Origin of the sequence: Microcoleus sp. PH2017_28_MFU_U_A (genome assembly GCF_020738035.1) — a bacterium.
In the GTDB taxonomy this organism is placed as follows: Bacteria; Cyanobacteriota; Cyanobacteriia; order Cyanobacteriales; family Microcoleaceae; genus Microcoleus.
Genome location: NZ_JAEQCX010000052.1, coordinates 18,321 through 36,668, shown reverse-complemented (window position 1 = coordinate 36,668; position 18,348 = coordinate 18,321). Strand labels below are relative to the sequence as shown.

Below are 18,348 nucleotides of genomic sequence, written 5' to 3'. Positions count from 1 at the left end.
ATAGAATTAGTTACGATCGCAATTATTTATTTTGTGCCCTCGAACCCTCGAACCCTTAATTAGACAGTTGAAATATCTAAATCGTGTTGTGATTCCCCTCCTGTCGCTGGTAAATTGGTAGCGTGTAAGTATCTTGCCTCCAACAGAATCCGATCGAGAATTCCCTTGAGCGCGAGAAGGTAGCCGAAGTCTAGACATCGCAGAAATTCTTGCTCGTAAACCCGCAGTAGTTAGGTTAGGCGAGGAATTGCCGGCCAGTCTTCATGTCCGCCCTCTGCTAGATAGCATTGGTTCTGACTTTCAGCGCCCGTCAATTGTCAGGATTTGGCACGGAATTAATTTTTAATGCCAAGATGCTGATAGTAGGGGTGATTTTAATCTTACAGAAACTTTGATCGCGCACAGGTAACCTCGCGCGCAAAGCCTCTCAATCAACCTGCTGCTTGCGACGATCGGGTTTTTCCAACAAATATCACTCTTATGCCCGCTGATGTTTATTCCCTCTCTCAGTCAGGTCATTAACCGCCATCCCCTCACCGTCACCCCTGGGACGCCCGTAGAAGAGGCGATCGAGCTGATGAGCAGCACAGGAGCCAGTTACGTCCTTGTGGTAGAACCGCGCGGAAATTTTCAACTGGGAAATCCCACCAACGGGACTTCCCCGCAGTCGCGGGAACAGTTAGGTTTCTACAAAGGCCTACCGCGTGCGCTACACGCAGGTGCTAACAGGCTCAGTCTCAACGGCCTCAACGGCTCAAAAGCCGACGATACCGGTGGCCAGATGGTGCTGGGGATTTTTACAGCGCGAGATGTCGTACAGCTAAATTCGATCGGCGCTGCTTTGAGGGGATTTGCGATCGAGCAAATCATGATCAGAACCGTAACTGTAGCCCGAGAATCGGAAATTCCCGACTTTTTTGCCTTAGCCAATCTGCTGGACAAACATCTGATCGGGCATTTACCAGTCGTCAACGACGCTGAAGAACTTGTCGGTTTAATTAGCTCTCAAAGCTTGGTACAACTGTTGCAGGAAATTGGGGAATCGCCACAACCCATTAGCAGCCATTCGCCACCTGCTTCGCCCTTGCCATTTCCTCCGCCACTGCCAATTTTACATCCGAAATTAGAGATCCCCGCAAATTTAATTAAACTCGATCAAATCCCTCAAATCGCAGCGTCGCGAATTATTCACGCTCCGGCTACTGCTTCAGTTCGCTATTTGGCGCAACTGATGTTCCGACACAATGTTAGCTATGTATTAATCACTGAAACCCCGGAACCAAACTCGAATGGTGCAGCTCAAAATGCCAAATTTACAAATCCCAACCTCCACAAACTGGTTGGGGTGGTAAGTTCGCGGGACATCGTGCAGTTGCAAGCCACGGGGAGAGACTCTAGCAGAATTAAAGCAGGAGCGATTTGCAGCAGTTCGCCAGCCCTGGTACGATCGCACTCTACCCTCGAAGCAGCCATCGCCCTGCTGCGAAAACACTACTGCCAGTTACCTCTATTAGTCATCAACGACAGCAATCACCCGATCGGGATTGTCAATCCTCAAACTATCCTGTTACAAGCACTGGACTCAAAATCTCTGCATTCAGGCTTGCTCGCTTTGCAGCGCCAGCTAGAATCTAGCAACGCGCAGTACAAAAAACTCTTGGCCCAAATACAAATTCCGGCAGCCAATCCCTACCCAGATGCAGAAATTGCTCAAAACAGTAGCGTCGCGCAGCCCCCAAATCTCCCCGCTACCGTCAACAATCAGGGGATTTGGGATTGGAATCTCGAAACAGATGAGTTTTTTTATTCGGCGCGATGGCAAGAAATGCTCGGCTACAAAGAAGGGGAAATCTCGAATCGGCGATCGGAATGGTGGAGTCGCATCCACCGAGACGACATTGACGGAGTAAAGGCAGCTTTAGAAGATCACTTCGCACAAAAAACAGCGGATTTTGCAGCCGAATATCGAATGTACTGCAAAGACGGCAGCACTGTCTGGGTGCTGAACCGAGGTCAAGTTTTGCGTAGCGCTACGGGCAAACCGCTGCGGGTAGTCGGAACTCATACAGATATTACTCCAAACCAGCAGTTAGAACTCAAAAACTCCGATGGCGTCGAGGAATTCCAAGTATTTGATGCTTTGAAAGCAACAGTAATTTTCCAGATGGATGCGGCGGGGATTTGGACATTTCTCAACCGTGCTTGGACTGAAATAACGGGTTTTTCGGTGGCTGAAAGTTTGACAACTAATTTTTTAGATTGGGTGCATCCAGATGAGCGCTCGCATTGTGAAAATTTATTGGAGTCTTTGCTGTCTGGTAATTCACCATTTTATCGGCGAGAACTGCGATTTAAATACAAGTTGGAATCTGGCAAAAACGAATTGGGAATTCAGATTGATTCAGGCTTTGTTTCAGTTGAAATATTTGCCCAAGTCCGGCTGAATTCCCAAGGTGAAATACTGGGAATTTTAGGGACTTTGCACGATGTCTGCAACCGCGTTGAAGGAGTTGAGGAACTGCGGGAAAGCGAGCGGGCAATTCGATCGCTCTACGAGGTAATGGTAGGCTCGTCCGGCTCTTTTGACGAGCGAACGGCCCGGTTGCTGGCAATGGGTTGCAGTCAGTTTGGGATGGATATCGGGCTGTTGGGCAGGGTTTTGGGCGATCGCTACGAAGTGCTCGCGGCTTATGTACCGCAAGATTTTCCCTTCGGATTTGCTAAAGGAGACGGTTTTTCTTTAAGCAGAACCTTCGAGCGAGAGGTTTTGCGATCGATCGAACCTATTTCGATCGAATCAGCCGGCACTACTCAGTGGAAGCAGCATCCCGCTTACGCCGTGCGGAGGTTGGAGGCTTTTGTCGGCACCAGGGTAATCGTCCAAGGGCGAGTTTTTGGCACCTTAAGCTTTACTTCCCGCACCGCTAAACCTCCTTTAAAACCGCTGAATCTTGAAATTTTAAAGCTGATGGGCAATTACATCGGCGCGGAAATTGCCAGGGAAGAGCGAGAGCGAACTTTGCAGCGACAGTACCAGCGCGTCTTGCTGCTCAAACAAATTACTCAAAAAGTGCGATCGACCTTAGACACTCAAGAAATTTTTCAGACTACCGCCACCCAAATCGGCCGCGTATTCGGCGTCAATCGCTGCACAATTCACACCTATCTTTCCCAACCTTATCCCCACCTTCCTTGCGTCGCAGAATACCTAGAACCAGGTCACGAATCGGCTTTAGATTTAGAACTTTCTGTCACTTACAACCCCTACACCGAAAAACTACTCGCAGAAGATATCGCCCTGGCATCTCCCGACGTGTTTGCCGATCCTTTGCTCGAATCTTCCGTACCAATGTGCCGCCGCATCGGATTAAAATCTATGTTGGCGGTTCGCACTTCCTATCAAGGAGAACCGAATGGCATTATTACTTTGCACCAGTGCGATGCAACTCGCCAGTGGACTCCCGACGAAATTGAACTCTTAGAAGATGTTGCCGCTCAAGTCGGAATTACCTTAGCTCAAGCACTACTCTTAGAAACGGAAGTTCAGCGCCAGCGACAGTTAGCAGAGCAAAATGAAGCTTTGGAGCAAGCGCGAGAAGCGGCCGAAGTAGCTAACAGAGCTAAGAGCGAATTTTTAGCAACTATGAGTCACGAAATCCGCACTCCGATGAATGCGGTAATCGGGATGACGGGTTTGCTGCTGGATATGCAACTAACTCCAGAACAGCGGGATTTTGTTGAGACAATTCGCACCAGTGGCGATGCTTTGCTAACTATTATTAACGATATCCTCGACTTTTCCAAGATTGAATCGGGTAAAATGGATTTGGAACGCAGCCCCTTCGATCTGCAAAACTGTATAGAAGAATCTCTGGAATTGCTAGCTCCTAGAGCGTCGGAAAAAGGTTTAGAGTTGGCTTATTTTATTGATGATTCTGTTCCGAAAAACATTTTAGGAGATGTCACAAGGCTGCGCCAAATCTTAGTAAATCTGCTGGGCAATGCAGTTAAATTTACAGAGTCTGGAGAAATTGTTGTCTGCTGTACGGCTCGGAAAGTTGAACAATTACCTGCTAAGAGTTCGCCGGAAATTAGCAATATTCTAGAGCCGCAACCGCTAGCAATTAACCAGGGAAAGTTGGCAGGTAGGAGACTGTACGAGATTCAATTTGGTGTCCAAGATACGGGCATTGGCATTCCGCCAGACCGGATCGATCGCCTGTTTAAAGCTTTTTCGCAGGTAGACGCCTCGACAACGCGACATTACGGCGGGACTGGGCTGGGATTGGCTATCAGCCAACGTTTGAGCGATATGATGGGCGGTAAAATGTGGGTTGTCAGTCAGGTAGCTCCGGGCAGTTCCAAGTCTCAACCTGCTGTTTCTGCGATCGGACAAAGTACGGCAGGAATCCCACCTGCGGGATTTTCTGCACCGTCGATATCGGGTTCCGGTTCGATTTTTTATTTCACGGTGATTGCTGAAGCTAATCAAAACGCGGCTGAAGAAAAAAAACCGGAATTTACTGTTGGGAAGCGTTTGTTAATTGCCGAGAATCATGCCATTAACCGCCAAGTTTTGATCCGGCAAGCTGAGGCTTGGGGCATGATACCCGTGGCTGTAACTTCAGGCGCTGAGGCTTTGGAAATCATCAAAGGAAACTCGGCGATCGATTTGGCTATTTTGGCGATGAATCTACCAGATATGGACGGTGTGGCTTTGGCTGTGGAGATTCGGAAATTTGAGCTGAGCAATTTATCTAATGGCGACGCGCTAAATCCGAATGTCATCAAAGTTAAAAGCCCTCGCAAAGTTACGCTACCTTTGGTGCTGTTTACTTATTTGAGCAAGGCGGAAGTTTGGAAAAAACTTGAAACTACAGAAGTACATTTTTCGGCGTTTTTAACTAAGCCTCTAAAACAGTCCCAGTTTTATAATGTATTGCTGCAAGTTTTTGGGTATGTTGCTGGTAGAAGCAGCAAGGGAGAACTTTCAAATGTGGCGACTTTGACTTCGGGATTGAAGTATTTTGAAAATTCTCAAGAACAGCACCGCGCGCAGCGGACGCCTGCGGTTTTGAGGCAGGTTCCGAGCAATTCAGCCCCACACGATCCAAGTAATGCTAATCAGATTCGGATTTTGCTGGCAGAGGACAATGTGGTGAATCAAAAAGTCGCTACGCATTTGCTCGACAGGATAGGATATCGGGCCGATATTGCGGCTAATGGCTTGGAGGTTTTGGAGGCGTGCAAGCGGCAATCTTACGATGTTGTGCTGATGGACGTGCAGATGCCGGAGATGGACGGTTTGGAAACGACGCGCCGCATATGTGCGGAATGGCCAGCTAACAAGAAGCCGAGAATTATTGCGATGACGGCTAATGCCATGCAGGGCGATCGCGAAAAGTGTCTGGAAGCGGGTATGGACGATTATATTACTAAGCCCGTGCGCCGGGAAGAGTTGGCCCTCGCCCTCAGCAAGTGCCAACCTCTGCGTCGGGATGAATTGAATGCCGTTACTGAACCAAAAAATCCAGATATTTCCGATCAAAATGGCAGTCATGTTACTAGACATTCGAGCGTTCAACCGCCAGCAAATTCGCCGATTAATTTTGAGGTTTTGCACAATCTCCGCGAGCTAGACGATGAGGACGATCCGGATTTTTTGGGGGAGTTGATTAAGATATATTTGTTAGACGCACAGCAGCATTTAGAAACAATTAAGGAAGCTATTTTTCTAGGTGACGCTGACAGTTTGAAGCTAGCTTCTCACACGCTGAAGTCGAGCAGCGCCAATTTAGGAGCGGTGTCTTTTTCGGAAGTATGCAAGGAGTTGGAGTTGATGGGCCGCGTGGCGGTTGAGTCTGGAGGGGAACAGGTTTTTGATGCGAGGGCGGCGCGCGATCGCCTATTGGAAGCCGAAGCTGAGTGGGAAAAGGTGCGATCGGCTTTTGAGACGGAATTGAAAACGGGGAATTTGCGATCGCAAATGGGGTAATTTGTTATTTGTTGGTTGTTATTTGTTAGTTGTTATTTGTTGGTTGTTATTTGTTGGTTGTTATTTGTTAGTTGTTATTTGTTAGTTGTTAGTTGTTATTTGTTAGTTGTTAGTTTCAATGGGAGCATCTCCGTTTTGCATTTACAGTGCGAGCTTAAGAGCTCGCACTACCATAAACAATGCTTCTTGCAAAACTGAGATGCTCCCAGTTTCAATAACCAATAGGGTGCATCTCTTTTTTTGCAAATATATTCCAATACGGTTCACTTAACGTTTTTTGTCATTGCGATCCCAGAGAGAGCAATCGCAGGGTCTGTTTGTCACATCGTTTTTCCCGGTGTACTGTCTTAAGTGAACTGTATTGAAATATATTCGTAGGGGCGAAGCATTCCGGCAGTAATACCATTTTTCTTTCATATGTGCTATGGATGAAGTCTTAGCCCCCCCGAAATCGCGGGGGGGGTAATATCTAGCGCTACTTTATGAAATTGGTATAAATCTCTGGCGATCGCTAATAAATTGTCTGCCGGAATGCTTCGCCCTTACAAAATTGAGATGCACCTAACCAATAACCAATCACCAATGCCCAATTCCCAATTCCCAATGCCCAATTCCCATATTTAACTTTCACCTAAATAGGCTTTGCGAACAGTTTCATTTGACTGCAAATCGCTAGCACTACCAGCCACTACAACCTCACCAGTTTGGATCACATAGCCGCGGTGGGCTACACTTAAAGCCATGCGAGCGTTTTGTTCCACGAGTAAAATAGTTGTACCTTCAGCATTAATATCGCGGACGATCGCAAAAATTTGACTGACTAACATCGGCGCCAAACCCATACTCGGTTCGTCCAACAATAGCAAACGGGGGCGGGACATCAAAGCGCGGGCGATCGCCAGCATTTGCTGTTCCCCGCCGCTGAGAGTGCCCCCTTTTTGACTAATTCTTTCTCGCAAACGGGGAAATAAATTTAAAGCTTTTTCCATATCCGACTTGATACCCAGAGTATCGTTGCGTAGATAAGCACCCATTTCCAGGTTTTCTTGCACCGTCATCCGCGGAAAAATCAACCTTCCTTCCGGGCTTTGAGAAATGCCCAAACGGACGATCGCCTCTGTAGACAGCGATTCCAAAGGCTTACCCTCAAATAATACAGTGCCGCTGCGCGGGCGCAGCAATCCTTGAATCGTGCGGAGAGTGGTAGTTTTCCCCGCCCCGTTGCTACCAATTAAAGTCACAACTTCTCCCTCCTTAACCGTTAATGAGACTCCTTTGAGGGCGTGAATATTTCCGTAATAGGTATGAATATCTTGAATTTCTAGCATAATTACTCTTTGTCGGCTATCTTTATATAGATTTTAATCAAAACACGGACATATTTACCATTACCCGTTGGCATCTTCTTCTTTTCCCAAATAAGCCTCAATCACGCGAGGATCTGCGCGAACTTCATCGGGAGTTCCCTCAGCAATTTTAGTACCGTACTCCATTACACTCACGCGATCGCTAATTCCCATCACCACTTTCATATCGTGTTCGATCAGCAAAATACTCAAATCCAACTCATCCCGAATCCGGTAAATAAACCGAGTTAGATCGGCCGTTTCATTCGGGTTCATCCCCGCAGTCGGTTCGTCCAACAGCAAAACTTTTGGGTCAGATGCCAAAGCCCTCGCAATTTCCAATCTGCGCTGGTCGCCGTAGGAAAGGTTTTTTGCCAACTCCGGCGCTTTCTTCACGCCTAAACCGACAAAATCTAGCATAGTCAGCGCTTTTATTTTAGCTTCCCGTTCCTCCGAATTCACAGTCGGAGGGCGGAGGATTGCACCCAACAAACCAGCTTTTAAACGGCAATGTCTGCCTACTAAAATATTATCCAACACAGTCATGTTGTTGAACAATCGGATATTTTGAAAAGTTCTAGCAATCCCGAAAGTTGTCAGGCGATCGGGCGGTAAACCTGTGATATTTTTATTTTCCAGTACCAACTGGCCCGCACTCGGTTTGTAGATGCCGGTCAGCATATTAAAGAATGTGGTTTTACCCGCACCGTTGGGGCCAATCAAACTGGCGATCGATCCTTTTTCTAAGGTTAAGCTGACTTGATTTACCGCAGTCAAGCCGCCGAATCGCATTGTCAGTTGCTGTGCTTCTAATAGTGACATTTTGGTTGTGTTTCCTAATATTAGTTAAGCTGTGATACCAATTTTTTATGAGGGTGCATAGAATCTGATCCCCCCTAACCCCCCGAATAGTCGGGGGGGCCAAGAGTTACTCAAAGTCCCCCGACTATTCGGGGGATGCGAGGGGGATCGGGATATGTGCAACTTCACATTAAATTGGTAAGAGAGTTCGGATTCTATATAATACCAAATCTGATCTGTTAAAGTGCGTCAGCTTGGCTGTGGTGGGATGCTCGTTACGACAAGGAAAAATTAGGGCCTCGGAATGCGTTACATAAAGTCTTAGGCTAAGCTTTATAACTGGGTTTCAGCTTAACGACGACAAAAAGGGTGGAAAATTAAATTACACTGATATTTGGTCGCGGGCGATCGGCTACTATAGTAGGGGGTATTGTTGAGGTCGGAATTATGATGAAGCTTGGTTTGCTGGTGCGATCGCAAAACCTCTCCGCAGAAAAATCTCCAAACAACGACTTAGGAATCGGAAAAGTTACCGAGCTATCCTACTCTACAGCAACGGTTGAATACTTCTGCTCGATCGGGCAACGCCTAGAAAAAATCTTACCCTTAACTTCGCTTTCTAGAGTTCGACTCCCGCCTCAGACACGATGTTACATCCAGCCAGAAAACCAGGATACATGGATAATTGGTCGAATTTTTGACTGGGACGAAGATAAAAGTCTGTATCGCATCGATCTACCCGATAAAAAGATAGCATTAGTTGCCGAACAGGAAATTTACGTTCGCTGCAACCTACCCATCGATGATCCCATCGAAATTCTAGCGATGAAAGGTCAGGAAACGCCTTACTTTCACGATCGGCGTTTAGCTTTTGTCCGGTGTCTGATCCAACAGGGCGCCGTCAGTCGCGGGATGACAGGGCTGATTTCTGCCAATATTGACCTTTATCCCCATCAAGTTGAAGTTGTCCGCCGCGTGCTCGAAGACCCGATTCAACGCTATCTTTTAGCTGATGAAGTTGGACTGGGAAAGACAATCGAAGCAGGTGCTATTCTGCGCCAGTATCTCCTCGATGAACCCCAGGGACGTGCAGTGGTAATTGTACCGCAATACCTGCGGGAACAGTGGCTTCAAGAATTAGAAAATAAATTCTATCTCTCTGACTTTCTCTCTGAATTTGCCGATCGCGTCCAGGTACTTGCTGTAGAGGATGTCGATCGAGTCAGCCCGAATGCCGCTTTGGGCTTCCTGATTTTAGATACCCTGGAAACTTTATTCGGAAAACCCGGCCCGTTTCAAGTGATATCTGCCGTGCAATTGCGACCAGAACCCTCTTACTGGTTTGCTTGGTGTCAAAGTGCAGAAATCAGAAAACAGCGACTAATTGAAGCTGTTTATCATCTCCCTCGCCCTCTGATTGTTTACGCCACCAAACGCGAAGATGTCAGGCGGTGGCAACAGGATTTGTTGCGTGCTGGATTCAATCGGTGTGCCGCCATGACCGGAGAATCTAGCGCACAAGAACGCTCTCAACTGATTCAAGACTTGCGCGAGAGACGAGTTGATATAGTAGTTGCTACTTCGGCTTTCGGATTGGGCGTCGATCAGTCAGATGTTCGAGCCGTAATTCATGCCTGCATCCCCGAAACTATCGATCGATTCTATCAAGAAGTCGGTCGCGGAGGTCGAGACGGCAAGGCTGCAATTTCCCTCGCACTGCATACCGATGAAGACCTAAAAATTGCCAAGTATCTTAACGAAAAATCTGCAATTACGATCGAACGGGGTTTGCAGCGGTGGGAAAGTATGTTTCTCAAAAAAGAACCCTCGATCGATGGTCGGTTTCGCGTTCTTGTCAATATTCCTCCATCTTTACAACTAGCAGATATTGACATGAACAGCGAACAGAATCAGGCTTGGAACATCCGCACTTTAACGCTGATGAGTCGGGCAAGTTTAATCGAAATGGATGCCGATCGACCGCCGCTTATCAAAAATTTTGAATCGAAAGACGCTTATCAAAAAGCTTGGGAACTGCACCGAGAATCCCGCTTTATTCGGATTCTAGATGAATCGCATCTGAAAAAACAAACCTGGGAACAGAAAGTAGAACCAATTCGCCAGCAAAGCCAAAACAGGAGCTATAAAAACTTGGAATTGATGCGCGAGGCTTTGCGACCCGAACGCTGTATTTCGGAAATCTTAGCTGAAGCTTACACAATAGGCGATCGTACAATACCAGAACAGAGAAAGCAGGTGATAGTTTCTCGTGCTTGCGGCGGATGTCCTGTTTGCCGAAAAAACCGGGAATCAATATTTTCGGGAATTATGCCCGCGCCGATATCTGTATGGCAAAACCCTAAACTTTTTGTAGGTAAAGAACTAGAACGATTGCTAGCAGGAGATAAATTAATGCTGATTTTCTATGAATCTATGGAGGAGAAAAGTTGGAAACGCAAAAGCCCTCAAGTTTTTCAATGGTTGACGGAGCAAGGAATTAAGAATTTAGTTGTTACTCGCGAATTTTATAGTACATTAATTAAAGAACCAAATCTAATTTCAGATGCTTTTATATTTTTGTTTGAAAAATACCAACCCATTCTGATGCCGCGCATTCCTACCCTGATCTTTCATCCACCAGGAAAGGCTATTCCTGAGAAATATCTGTCACCAAACAGAACTTCTGACGCGCCGCTGATTATCGTGCTTCCGGTAGATACAGCAGATCCCAGTCGCAATGACCGCAAGCTAATTGATATTTTTCCAGGTAAATATTTTATGTTTAACCACTTTTGTACGGAGGTGAATTTATGAGCGTATTAAAAACTGCTTTGGCTGCTCCTAGCCGAATGCGAGGCATATTTAGATATTTACTTCAAGCACCCAAACAGCGAGAAAACAGGGAAAAACTCACTGGGTTGCTTTCTCCCGATAAATTATCAGAAGGGAGAAACAAAGGTGCGGAACATCCGATGTTTGATGCTGCACTGCGAGAAAGTATCAAGTGCGGTTTATTAATCGAAGAAAACGACGAGATTGCTATAAATTGTCATCTTCCCGAAGCATCCAGACATCCTCAAACTGGCGATAAGTTGTTACCGGATACGCTGGTACAGCTATTTTTCGCTTCTGATAATGAAGATGAAGCAGATTTAGGCCGGTTAATAGCATGGTATTTAGCCCAAGATATTTATGATGCTCCCGGTACTTGGAAAGAAGTAGAACAGCTTGTCGCAGAGCAGGGAGTTGATGAGTCTTTGGATTTGAAAATATCCAGTAATACTTTGTCCGGTCAAGTCGAGGATTGGATGTGTTATTTAGGGTTTGCTTGGAGTCATGCTTTAGGAGGAAACAAAAGAATAGTTGCCGAGCCAACTGCTTACCTCAAACGCAATTTAAAAGAGTTATTTCAAGGAGAAGTGCAAGCTAAACTTTCGATCGCAGAGTTTGTCGATCGTTTAGCCGAAAAATGTCCTCTGTTTGAAACTGGCAAATTTCGAGAACAAGTTGAGGATAAAATCGGTTCTCGCTTGCCAAATCATTTATCAACTAGCACGGCTTTTGCTTTATTCCGCCTTCAGGATGATGGCTGCATCCAGCTTATAAAAGAGTCGGATGCCGATTTATTCATCCTTCCAATTGGTGACAAAGAAGCAGGATTTTCTCATATTATTTGGACGGGAATAGAACTATGACTTTTACAAAATTTGTTTGCTGGGATGTCGATCGCGTTCGCCGCGTGATGGGTGTGGAAGCTACCCAAACGGCAGATAGTATATTTCTGGCAACTCACCATCCGATCGCCATGTACCGCCAGGAACTTATCGAAATACCGTCGCAAGTTCGCTACAGTGAGGAACAATTTCTGAAGGATTTTCTGGCAGAACAAGATTTCGCTTTCGTACCAGTTTTAGGAAGTTCTGGCACAGGAAAATCTCACCTGATTCGGTGGCTAGCCGCCAATATTGAATCGACACAAAAGCGTCGAGTTTTGCTGATTCCCAAAATAGGAACGAATCTCAAAGATATTATCAGTTTAATATTAGAAGGGATGGCAGGAGCCACCTTCGATGAATACCGGCAGCGTTTAAATCGAGCGACTAGCACCTTGACTGAAGCACAAGCGCGGGAACAAACTCTGAATCAGCTTGCTGCTGCGGTTGGCCCAAATGGTCGGGGCGATCGCACTAATCTTTCTGATGCACAAGATTACCTAGTTGATGTAATTGACTCTTTTTTATACGATCCATTTTTCCGAGAACACTGGCTAAAGGATGAAGGTATTATTCATCAATTAGTTATCCACATTCTCGGACATCGAGATACGGTAGAAATTGTGGAAGAACGGCGGCAATTTTCGCTTGAGGACTTGCCTCTAAATGTTTTAGACTTGCAAAAAGCTGGGGAGCGATCGCGGGAATTTTATAGCTTGTTAATCGGCGATGATGATATCCAAAAGGAAACTGTAGATTGGTTGAACCGACATTTAGATGAAGCGATCGCTCAGGTTTTGAGCCTCGGGCGGGAAGACTTGCAAAGATTAATGCGAGAAGTTCGCGAAACTTTAGCCGAAGAAGGAGTAGAATTAGTTTTGCTAATTGAAGATTTTGCGAAATTTCAAGGAATCGATCGCGAAGTTTTAGAAGCAGTTTTAGCGAGGCCGCAACAAGCGGGAAGCAAATCTTTGTGCGCGATCCGAACGGCGCTAGCTTGTACTACGGGCTATTTTGACGGTTTGAGGTTAGATACTGTAAAACAACGGATTACTTTTAGCGTTAATCTCGATGTCGGTACAGTTGGAAAACAACAATCTTTAGTGAATTATTCAGATATCAAACAATTTGTGGCGCGATATCTCAACGCGGTGCGTTTGGAGGATAAAATAATTCAAGATTGGGCTAAGTCTCGCAATGATGAAGATTCAGATAAAGCAACTTTAAGTAGTGCTTGCAGTGAATGCGAACACAAACTAGCTTGTCATGCAGGTTTTGGAGAAGCGGACGGTTTTGGTTTGTATCCCTTCACGCCTGAAGCATTAGAGCAGATGCTTGCCAGGGTAAACCCCGAAACTTTTAAACCTCGATTTTTGATTAGAGATGTTCTCAAGTGGACTCTAGAAAATTCTATTTCCGATCTTAAGCATGGAGACTTTCCTGCTATTTCTCTGCGAGAACATTTTGGTAAGATGCGGCTGAGTGCAATGGTTCAGGCAGATATTAAAGCCAAAGACCAACAAAATTACGATCGCCGCCAAATTCTCCTCGATTTGTGGACTGATAGTAACGAGCTTTGCGATTTGCACCCGGAAATTCACTCTGCATTCGATCTTCCTGCACTGGGCCTGAAGGTACATTCGACTAAAGTTTCACCATCTGTTTCGCGGGCTAAAGAGTCTAGAACTTCGGTTAATAATTATCAAGTTGAGCCGCAATCTCAAACTGAAAAATTTCCCGAAAAACTGACAAAACAACTCCAAAATCTCGATCGCTGGAACAACCAAGATATTCTCCCGCAAGATATCGGTGGAGAACTGCGACCGTTGATTTACTCAGCGATCGGCGAGCGGATAGAATGGGACACAGAAATGCTGCTTAAGGGGAGTTTTGCTAGTAGTGGGACAACATACTTTAAAAGCAGAAATATTACTTTTTTCAGTCCAAAAGTGACAAGGGAGACGATTTCTGGAGTTAAATTATCTCTTCCCCTTAATCCTGATGATGCAGATGAGTTTCGAGAAAGCGCGATCGCCTTTCAAGCCATTTTGCAGTACAATCATTACAAGCATTGGAAGTTCCCCGAGGGCGATCGCTACTTCCGCACCTACGCCAAACAACTGGAAAGATGGAGTCAGTATGTTGTTGGCCAGATTCGCCTGTATCCCCGCGAGTCTGGGGAACCCTGGAGTCCTGTACCTGCGGCAGTTGAGCTACTGGCGATCGCAGCAACAATGGCCGGAAATCCTGCAAATTCGATGGAAGATTTGATTAATAGTTTGTTTCTCGACTTAGAAGCAAAAGATTTAGAAAATCGTTCAGCTAACTGGAAAAAGCTATTTAATAGCTTGAAAAACCAGCGCGAGGCTTTACTAGAAATTGTTACCAGCCGCACGGCTTGCACAAAAGGAAGTTCTAAACAATTTCAGATTATTGATGTTGTACAAATCCTCGATCCATTGCAACAGGTTAGCAAATCTTGGCAACTTCAATGTGAAATTCCGGTCGATGTTCGAGAAAAGTTTCCCGAAATCAATAAAGCGCGTCAAGCTGCGGATGAAATGCTAGAAACAGCGATTCAAGAAGAGTGCGATCGGCAACTTGCTGTTTACAATTCTCTCATATCTGAATTAGGAGAAGACATCAAGAAAAAAAATGTTATCGATTTAGTCAAAAAGGCGATCGATAGTTCAAAAGAAGCTGGTGTATTTCGAGGGAGAAAGAGTGGCGATGACCTAACATCTGTAGTGGAACAGTTTAAACGAGTTGGGCTTTCTAGCTATTTAGAAACAATGAAGCGCGTGCAAGCTGAGAAAGATAATTCAGATAGCAAACCGAGCAAGCTGCTTAAATATCTCAGCGAAAATCATCAAAAAGCAATGACAGAAGCTTCGGAATTTCTCGGAAACACTAACAATTTTCTTGATGCTTCTATAAGCGATGTCAATAACCAGATTGAACTACTAGAAAGGTCAGGTGGCGCGACAGTAGAATCTTGCCATAGAGCTATTCAAGATGGATTGGCTAGACTGCGAAATCTAATTACTGAAATTAAAGGATAGATAATATGCTTGTCGAAAAATCCACTCAACTGATTGAGTTATCTCAAAAAAAAATTAATCTTCAAAGGTATGCAACTAATCTTCAAGGCTTTCAATCTCGACAACAACAAATCGAGCAAGCTGTCGCTGGAACTATACCTCTCGTTCAATGTTTGAGAGCTTTTCATCAAAGAGGACTTGCCAATTTTGCTTTAGCTCAAAAAGCAGATACCCTACTGATATTTATTACGGATGTTGAGGCAGAATTTAAAGCAGATCCTGAGTGGATTATAGACAATGAAAATTTTAACAAAAAGAATTTCACTACTAGGATAGAGCAATTACAAAATTCTCTGAGAGAGCAATTGAATCAATCTTGGCAGTGCTATCGAAATCAAAATAAGCCCAGCACTAATAATGAAATCCTGAATTTATTGGATAAAGTTTCGGCATTTAAGCCAACTGTCCAACGGATTAGAAGTTTAGATTGGCACATTCAGGAATCTAACTCAATTCCCCAAAGCATTGAGGATTTTGAGAAAGTCGATCGGCTAATTGAGCAATTAAAGCAGTGCTGGGATGGCTTAAATGCTGATGAGGTTCCTGAAGCAGTGCTTCGTTTTCTGAGAGTTGCTGCTAATGAGGGTGCTACCCTGAGTCTTTTAACGCCAGAGGTAAAAGATTGGTTGGCTAAAAACCGTCTGATTGATTCTTTACGAATTCGCTTGACTTAATTATGTTATGTTCGATATTTTAGACTGCATTTTCTAACGTACAAACAAAGTAGAATTTTAATAGATTAGATTCTAGGGAACGGTGAGGGCGGTATTGTTGGTGCAACTCCGCAGTTGAGAAGTTGTCAATAATTTTGAGTTGGAGTTCTTCAGTCAAAGTTTCAATATTTTCAAATCCAGTAATCCACGGCGCATACATACTTTCGTATTTATCGATGTAATCATTGATATCTTGGTAGCCCGTGGTTCTTGCAATCACCTTTTCCGACATATAATCAAAGGACAACTTGAAAGATTTAACATTGTCGCGAATTTGTTCTAATACAAATATGACATCTTTCTTGGCAAGTAAGGTAGTGTTACCTTCCCATAAAAAGTATGTAGCTTGCTCAAAATCAAAATCGTTCTGTTTCAGCAAAGCGATTAAATCATCTTGCACGTAATCGCCGGGAATGTAGCGGACATTGGCTGTAACTTTGTTAGCTTTGAGAGTTGAGGCTTTTAATTCAAGTGTCGCGCGATCGTCTATTTCCCAATAAGCCACTGATTCTCCATTCATTCTCGCAGCGCGAGTATCCAAACCCGATCCTAAAATCACGACTTGCTTGCAGCCTGCTAAAATTTGATTTGACAACACATCGTCAAAATATTTAGTACGCAACTTAATCATTTCTTTAGCCGCCGGAGAGTTTTGAGCTATTTCGCCCGCAATTCTTTTTGTTTCCTCATTCAGCCAAATTTTGACTACATTGTCGGTGTAAAGAGGAGCAGTTTCTGCATTTTCTTCTGCTCTAAATTCTGCGACAACAAAAGCAGTTCCTGTTACATTCTTACTCATTACTCATTTTCCCCCTTAACTCTTAGATATTTCCAGAAAGTCCTTTCTTGAACAGGCAAGATGCCTGTTCCACAAGAATTATTGGATGGATCTATTGATTTCTCGCATCTGCTAAAGTCTGATTGTTCGCCTCAGCATCATCATGCAATTCTGCTTGATGAATTTTATCGGGAATCAGCCCTTCCGGCCGCACGATCATCATCACAACTAAAGTTAAACCGAAGAGAAATAAACGCATTTGAATCGGGTCTAAACTGGTGGCGAGAAAGTCTGCTAACTGCGGAATTGCTATTCTCGGCAACACAAAAGTATTCATAAAACCTTTGAGGACTTGGGCGAGTTGGGGTAGATAAAGCCGATCGGCAGACATGATAATGATACCGCCCAAAATCACGCCTGTCATGTTGCCCAAACCGCCTAAAATCACCATGCACAGGATGATGACGGAGACTGAGAAATCGAAGACGCTGGGAAAAATGGCGCTGATATAAGCTGCGTAAAATGCGCCTGCAAACCCCGAAAATGTCGCTCCCATTGCAAAAGCCGAAAGTTTGGTTTTGACGAGGTTAATGCCCATGGCACTCGCTGCTAATTCATCTTCGCGCATGGCATTCCATGCCCTTCCCAAACGGGAATCTTGCAGCCGCGAAATCATGAAATATGCGAAGACAACTAGCAGCAAAATTAGGTAGTACCAGGGAAAGTAGTTACCGGTGCTGAATGTGCCGACGATCGGGAGAGATGGACGCCCGATCGGGTTTATGCCTGCTTCGCCGCCGGTGAGGTTAAAAGGTCGATCGCACCCAACGAGACAAAGCACCAATTCCGGCTTACCCAAAACAGCAGCGACTATCTTCGAGATTGGTTCGTCGATGCGAATCGCGGTTAAATTTCTAAATACCACCGGAATAATTTCACCAAAGCCGAGGGTGACGATCGCCAAATAATCGCCCTTGAGTCGCAGTGTCGGAATACCGAGGATAACGCCCGATAGGCCAGCTACACCAGCGGCGATCGGCAAAACCACCCAAAAATTCCAAGCAATATTTACCTGTCCCGAAGATAGCAAAGCCGTGGTGTAAGCGCCGATCGCAAAAAACGCCGCATATCCCAAATCCAACAAGCCCGCAAAACCCACAGTAATATTCAAACCCAGCGCCAACATAATAAAGATTTGAATCTGTACTACCGTAGCAATCCAGCCGGTCTTAGCCTCAAGATCGATAAACGGAAACAGAATTAAGATAAAAGCTAATGTTACCAGAGTAGCCTGTCGCTGGCGTTCTCCCTGCAAACCCTGCAAAGCGCCCATTAACGTAGCTGTCAAAATTGCGATCGTCAAACTGCAAATTCCGTGCAGTAAAGTAGTCGGCAAATCCACCGCAGATTGACCAGAAAAAGGTCGAATCACAACTCCTTCGAGGACGCTAGCAACTAACAGCCAAACTCCCAATCCCAATCCGGCTAAACTGCCAATTGTCGCACCCATTTTCGGGTTGTAAACTTTCTGTTCCTGACCAGCCATAAAGCCTGCGGCTGTGCCCATCAGCCAGCCGATGACGGTGCCGCTCCAACCGCCGAATAGGATGACTGTCAAAGAGGCGATCGCTCCTAGAATACCACTAGATTTAATTGCTTGGATTATTTTGTTTGACATAGAAGAAGGAAGAAGGAAGAGGGAAGAAGGAAGAGGGAAGAGGGAGTGATATCAAATTGGGAGCGGCTATCCCTCGGTTTGAAACCAGGGAATATTTAATGGGGCTACTGTATTGCAATCAATTGAGAAGTGCTACTGTACAAATAAACATAAATTTTAATTGTATCTATCGACACAACATTAAGTATTTTTTCAGTAATATAACTTAGCATGATCGCGGACT

At 45.1% G+C, this 18,348-nt stretch carries 9 protein-coding genes; 5 read left to right on the top strand and 4 right to left on the bottom strand.

The features are described from left to right. The first annotated feature begins 490 nt into the window (after positions 1–490). Positions 491–5,995, top strand: a complete 5,505-nt coding sequence (locus JGK14_RS13115) for a response regulator (RefSeq protein ID WP_325315153.1) — start codon at positions 491–493, stop codon at positions 5,993–5,995. Positions 5,996–6,615: 620 nt separating this feature from the next. Here JGK14_RS13115 and JGK14_RS13110 read toward each other — a convergent pair. Then, entirely contained in the window at positions 6,616–7,323 is a 708-nt protein-coding gene (locus JGK14_RS13110; protein ID WP_293181702.1) for an ABC transporter ATP-binding protein, read from the bottom strand. A gap of 60 nt (positions 7,324–7,383) precedes the next feature. Next, positions 7,384–8,163, bottom strand: coding sequence for an ABC transporter ATP-binding protein (locus tag JGK14_RS13105; protein WP_293181701.1), 780 nt, complete (start codon positions 8,161–8,163; stop codon positions 7,384–7,386). 426 nt (positions 8,164–8,589) lie between these two features. Here JGK14_RS13105 and dpdF point away from each other — a divergent pair, with 426 nt between their 5' ends. The 4 genes from dpdF to JGK14_RS13085 are packed head-to-tail and all read left to right on the top strand — an operon-like array spanning position 8,590 to position 15,630. Continuing rightward, positions 8,590–10,956, top strand: a complete 2,367-nt coding sequence (gene dpdF / locus JGK14_RS13100) for a protein DpdF (RefSeq protein WP_293224126.1) — start codon at positions 8,590–8,592, stop codon at positions 10,954–10,956. Then, entirely contained in the window at positions 10,953–11,837 is an 885-nt protein-coding gene (dpdG, locus tag JGK14_RS13095; protein ID WP_293224124.1) for a protein DpdG, read from the top strand. Before dpdF ends, dpdG begins: the two co-directional genes overlap by 4 nt. Further along, positions 11,834–14,917: a protein DpdH gene (gene dpdH, locus JGK14_RS13090; protein ID WP_293224122.1), complete on the top strand. Its 3,084-nt coding sequence runs from the start codon at positions 11,834–11,836 to the stop codon at positions 14,915–14,917. The genes dpdG and dpdH overlap by 4 nt, the downstream gene beginning before the upstream one ends. Positions 14,918–14,922: 5 nt before the next feature. After that, the gene (locus tag JGK14_RS13085; RefSeq protein ID WP_293224120.1) at positions 14,923–15,630 is read left to right on the top strand and encodes a hypothetical protein; all 708 of its coding nucleotides are present in this window, start codon (positions 14,923–14,925) and stop codon (positions 15,628–15,630) included. A 19-nt stretch (positions 15,631–15,649) separates the two neighbouring features. Here JGK14_RS13085 and JGK14_RS13080 read toward each other — a convergent pair whose 3' ends face one another. Then, positions 15,650–16,468 (bottom strand): class I SAM-dependent methyltransferase, encoded by an 819-nt coding sequence (locus JGK14_RS13080; RefSeq protein ID WP_293218807.1) that lies wholly within the window; start codon positions 16,466–16,468, stop codon positions 15,650–15,652. Positions 16,469–16,559: 91 nt separating this feature from the next. Beyond that, the gene (locus JGK14_RS13075) at positions 16,560–18,065 is read right to left on the bottom strand and encodes a branched-chain amino acid ABC transporter permease (protein ID WP_293204311.1); all 1,506 of its coding nucleotides are present in this window, start codon (positions 18,063–18,065) and stop codon (positions 16,560–16,562) included. Positions 18,066–18,348: the final 283 nt, after the last annotated feature.

Bases quoted from the DNA above. Each gene is read 5' to 3' on its own strand.
- dpdH (WP_293224122.1), top strand. From the start codon at position 11,834: ATGACTTTTACAAAATTTGTTTGCTGGGATGTCGATCGCGTTCGCCGC.
- JGK14_RS13110 (WP_293181702.1), bottom strand. From the start codon at position 7,323: ATGCTAGAAATTCAAGATATTCATACCTATTACGGAAATATTCACGCC.
- JGK14_RS13115 (WP_325315153.1), top strand. From the start codon at position 491: ATGTTTATTCCCTCTCTCAGTCAGGTCATTAACCGCCATCCCCTCACC.
- JGK14_RS13080 (WP_293218807.1), bottom strand. From the start codon at position 16,468: ATGAGTAAGAATGTAACAGGAACTGCTTTTGTTGTCGCAGAATTTAGA.
- JGK14_RS13105 (WP_293181701.1), bottom strand. From the start codon at position 8,163: ATGTCACTATTAGAAGCACAGCAACTGACAATGCGATTCGGCGGCTTG.
- dpdG (WP_293224124.1), top strand. From the start codon at position 10,953: ATGAGCGTATTAAAAACTGCTTTGGCTGCTCCTAGCCGAATGCGAGGC.
- JGK14_RS13085 (WP_293224120.1), top strand. From the start codon at position 14,923: ATGCTTGTCGAAAAATCCACTCAACTGATTGAGTTATCTCAAAAAAAA.
- dpdF (WP_293224126.1), top strand. From the start codon at position 8,590: ATGATGAAGCTTGGTTTGCTGGTGCGATCGCAAAACCTCTCCGCAGAA.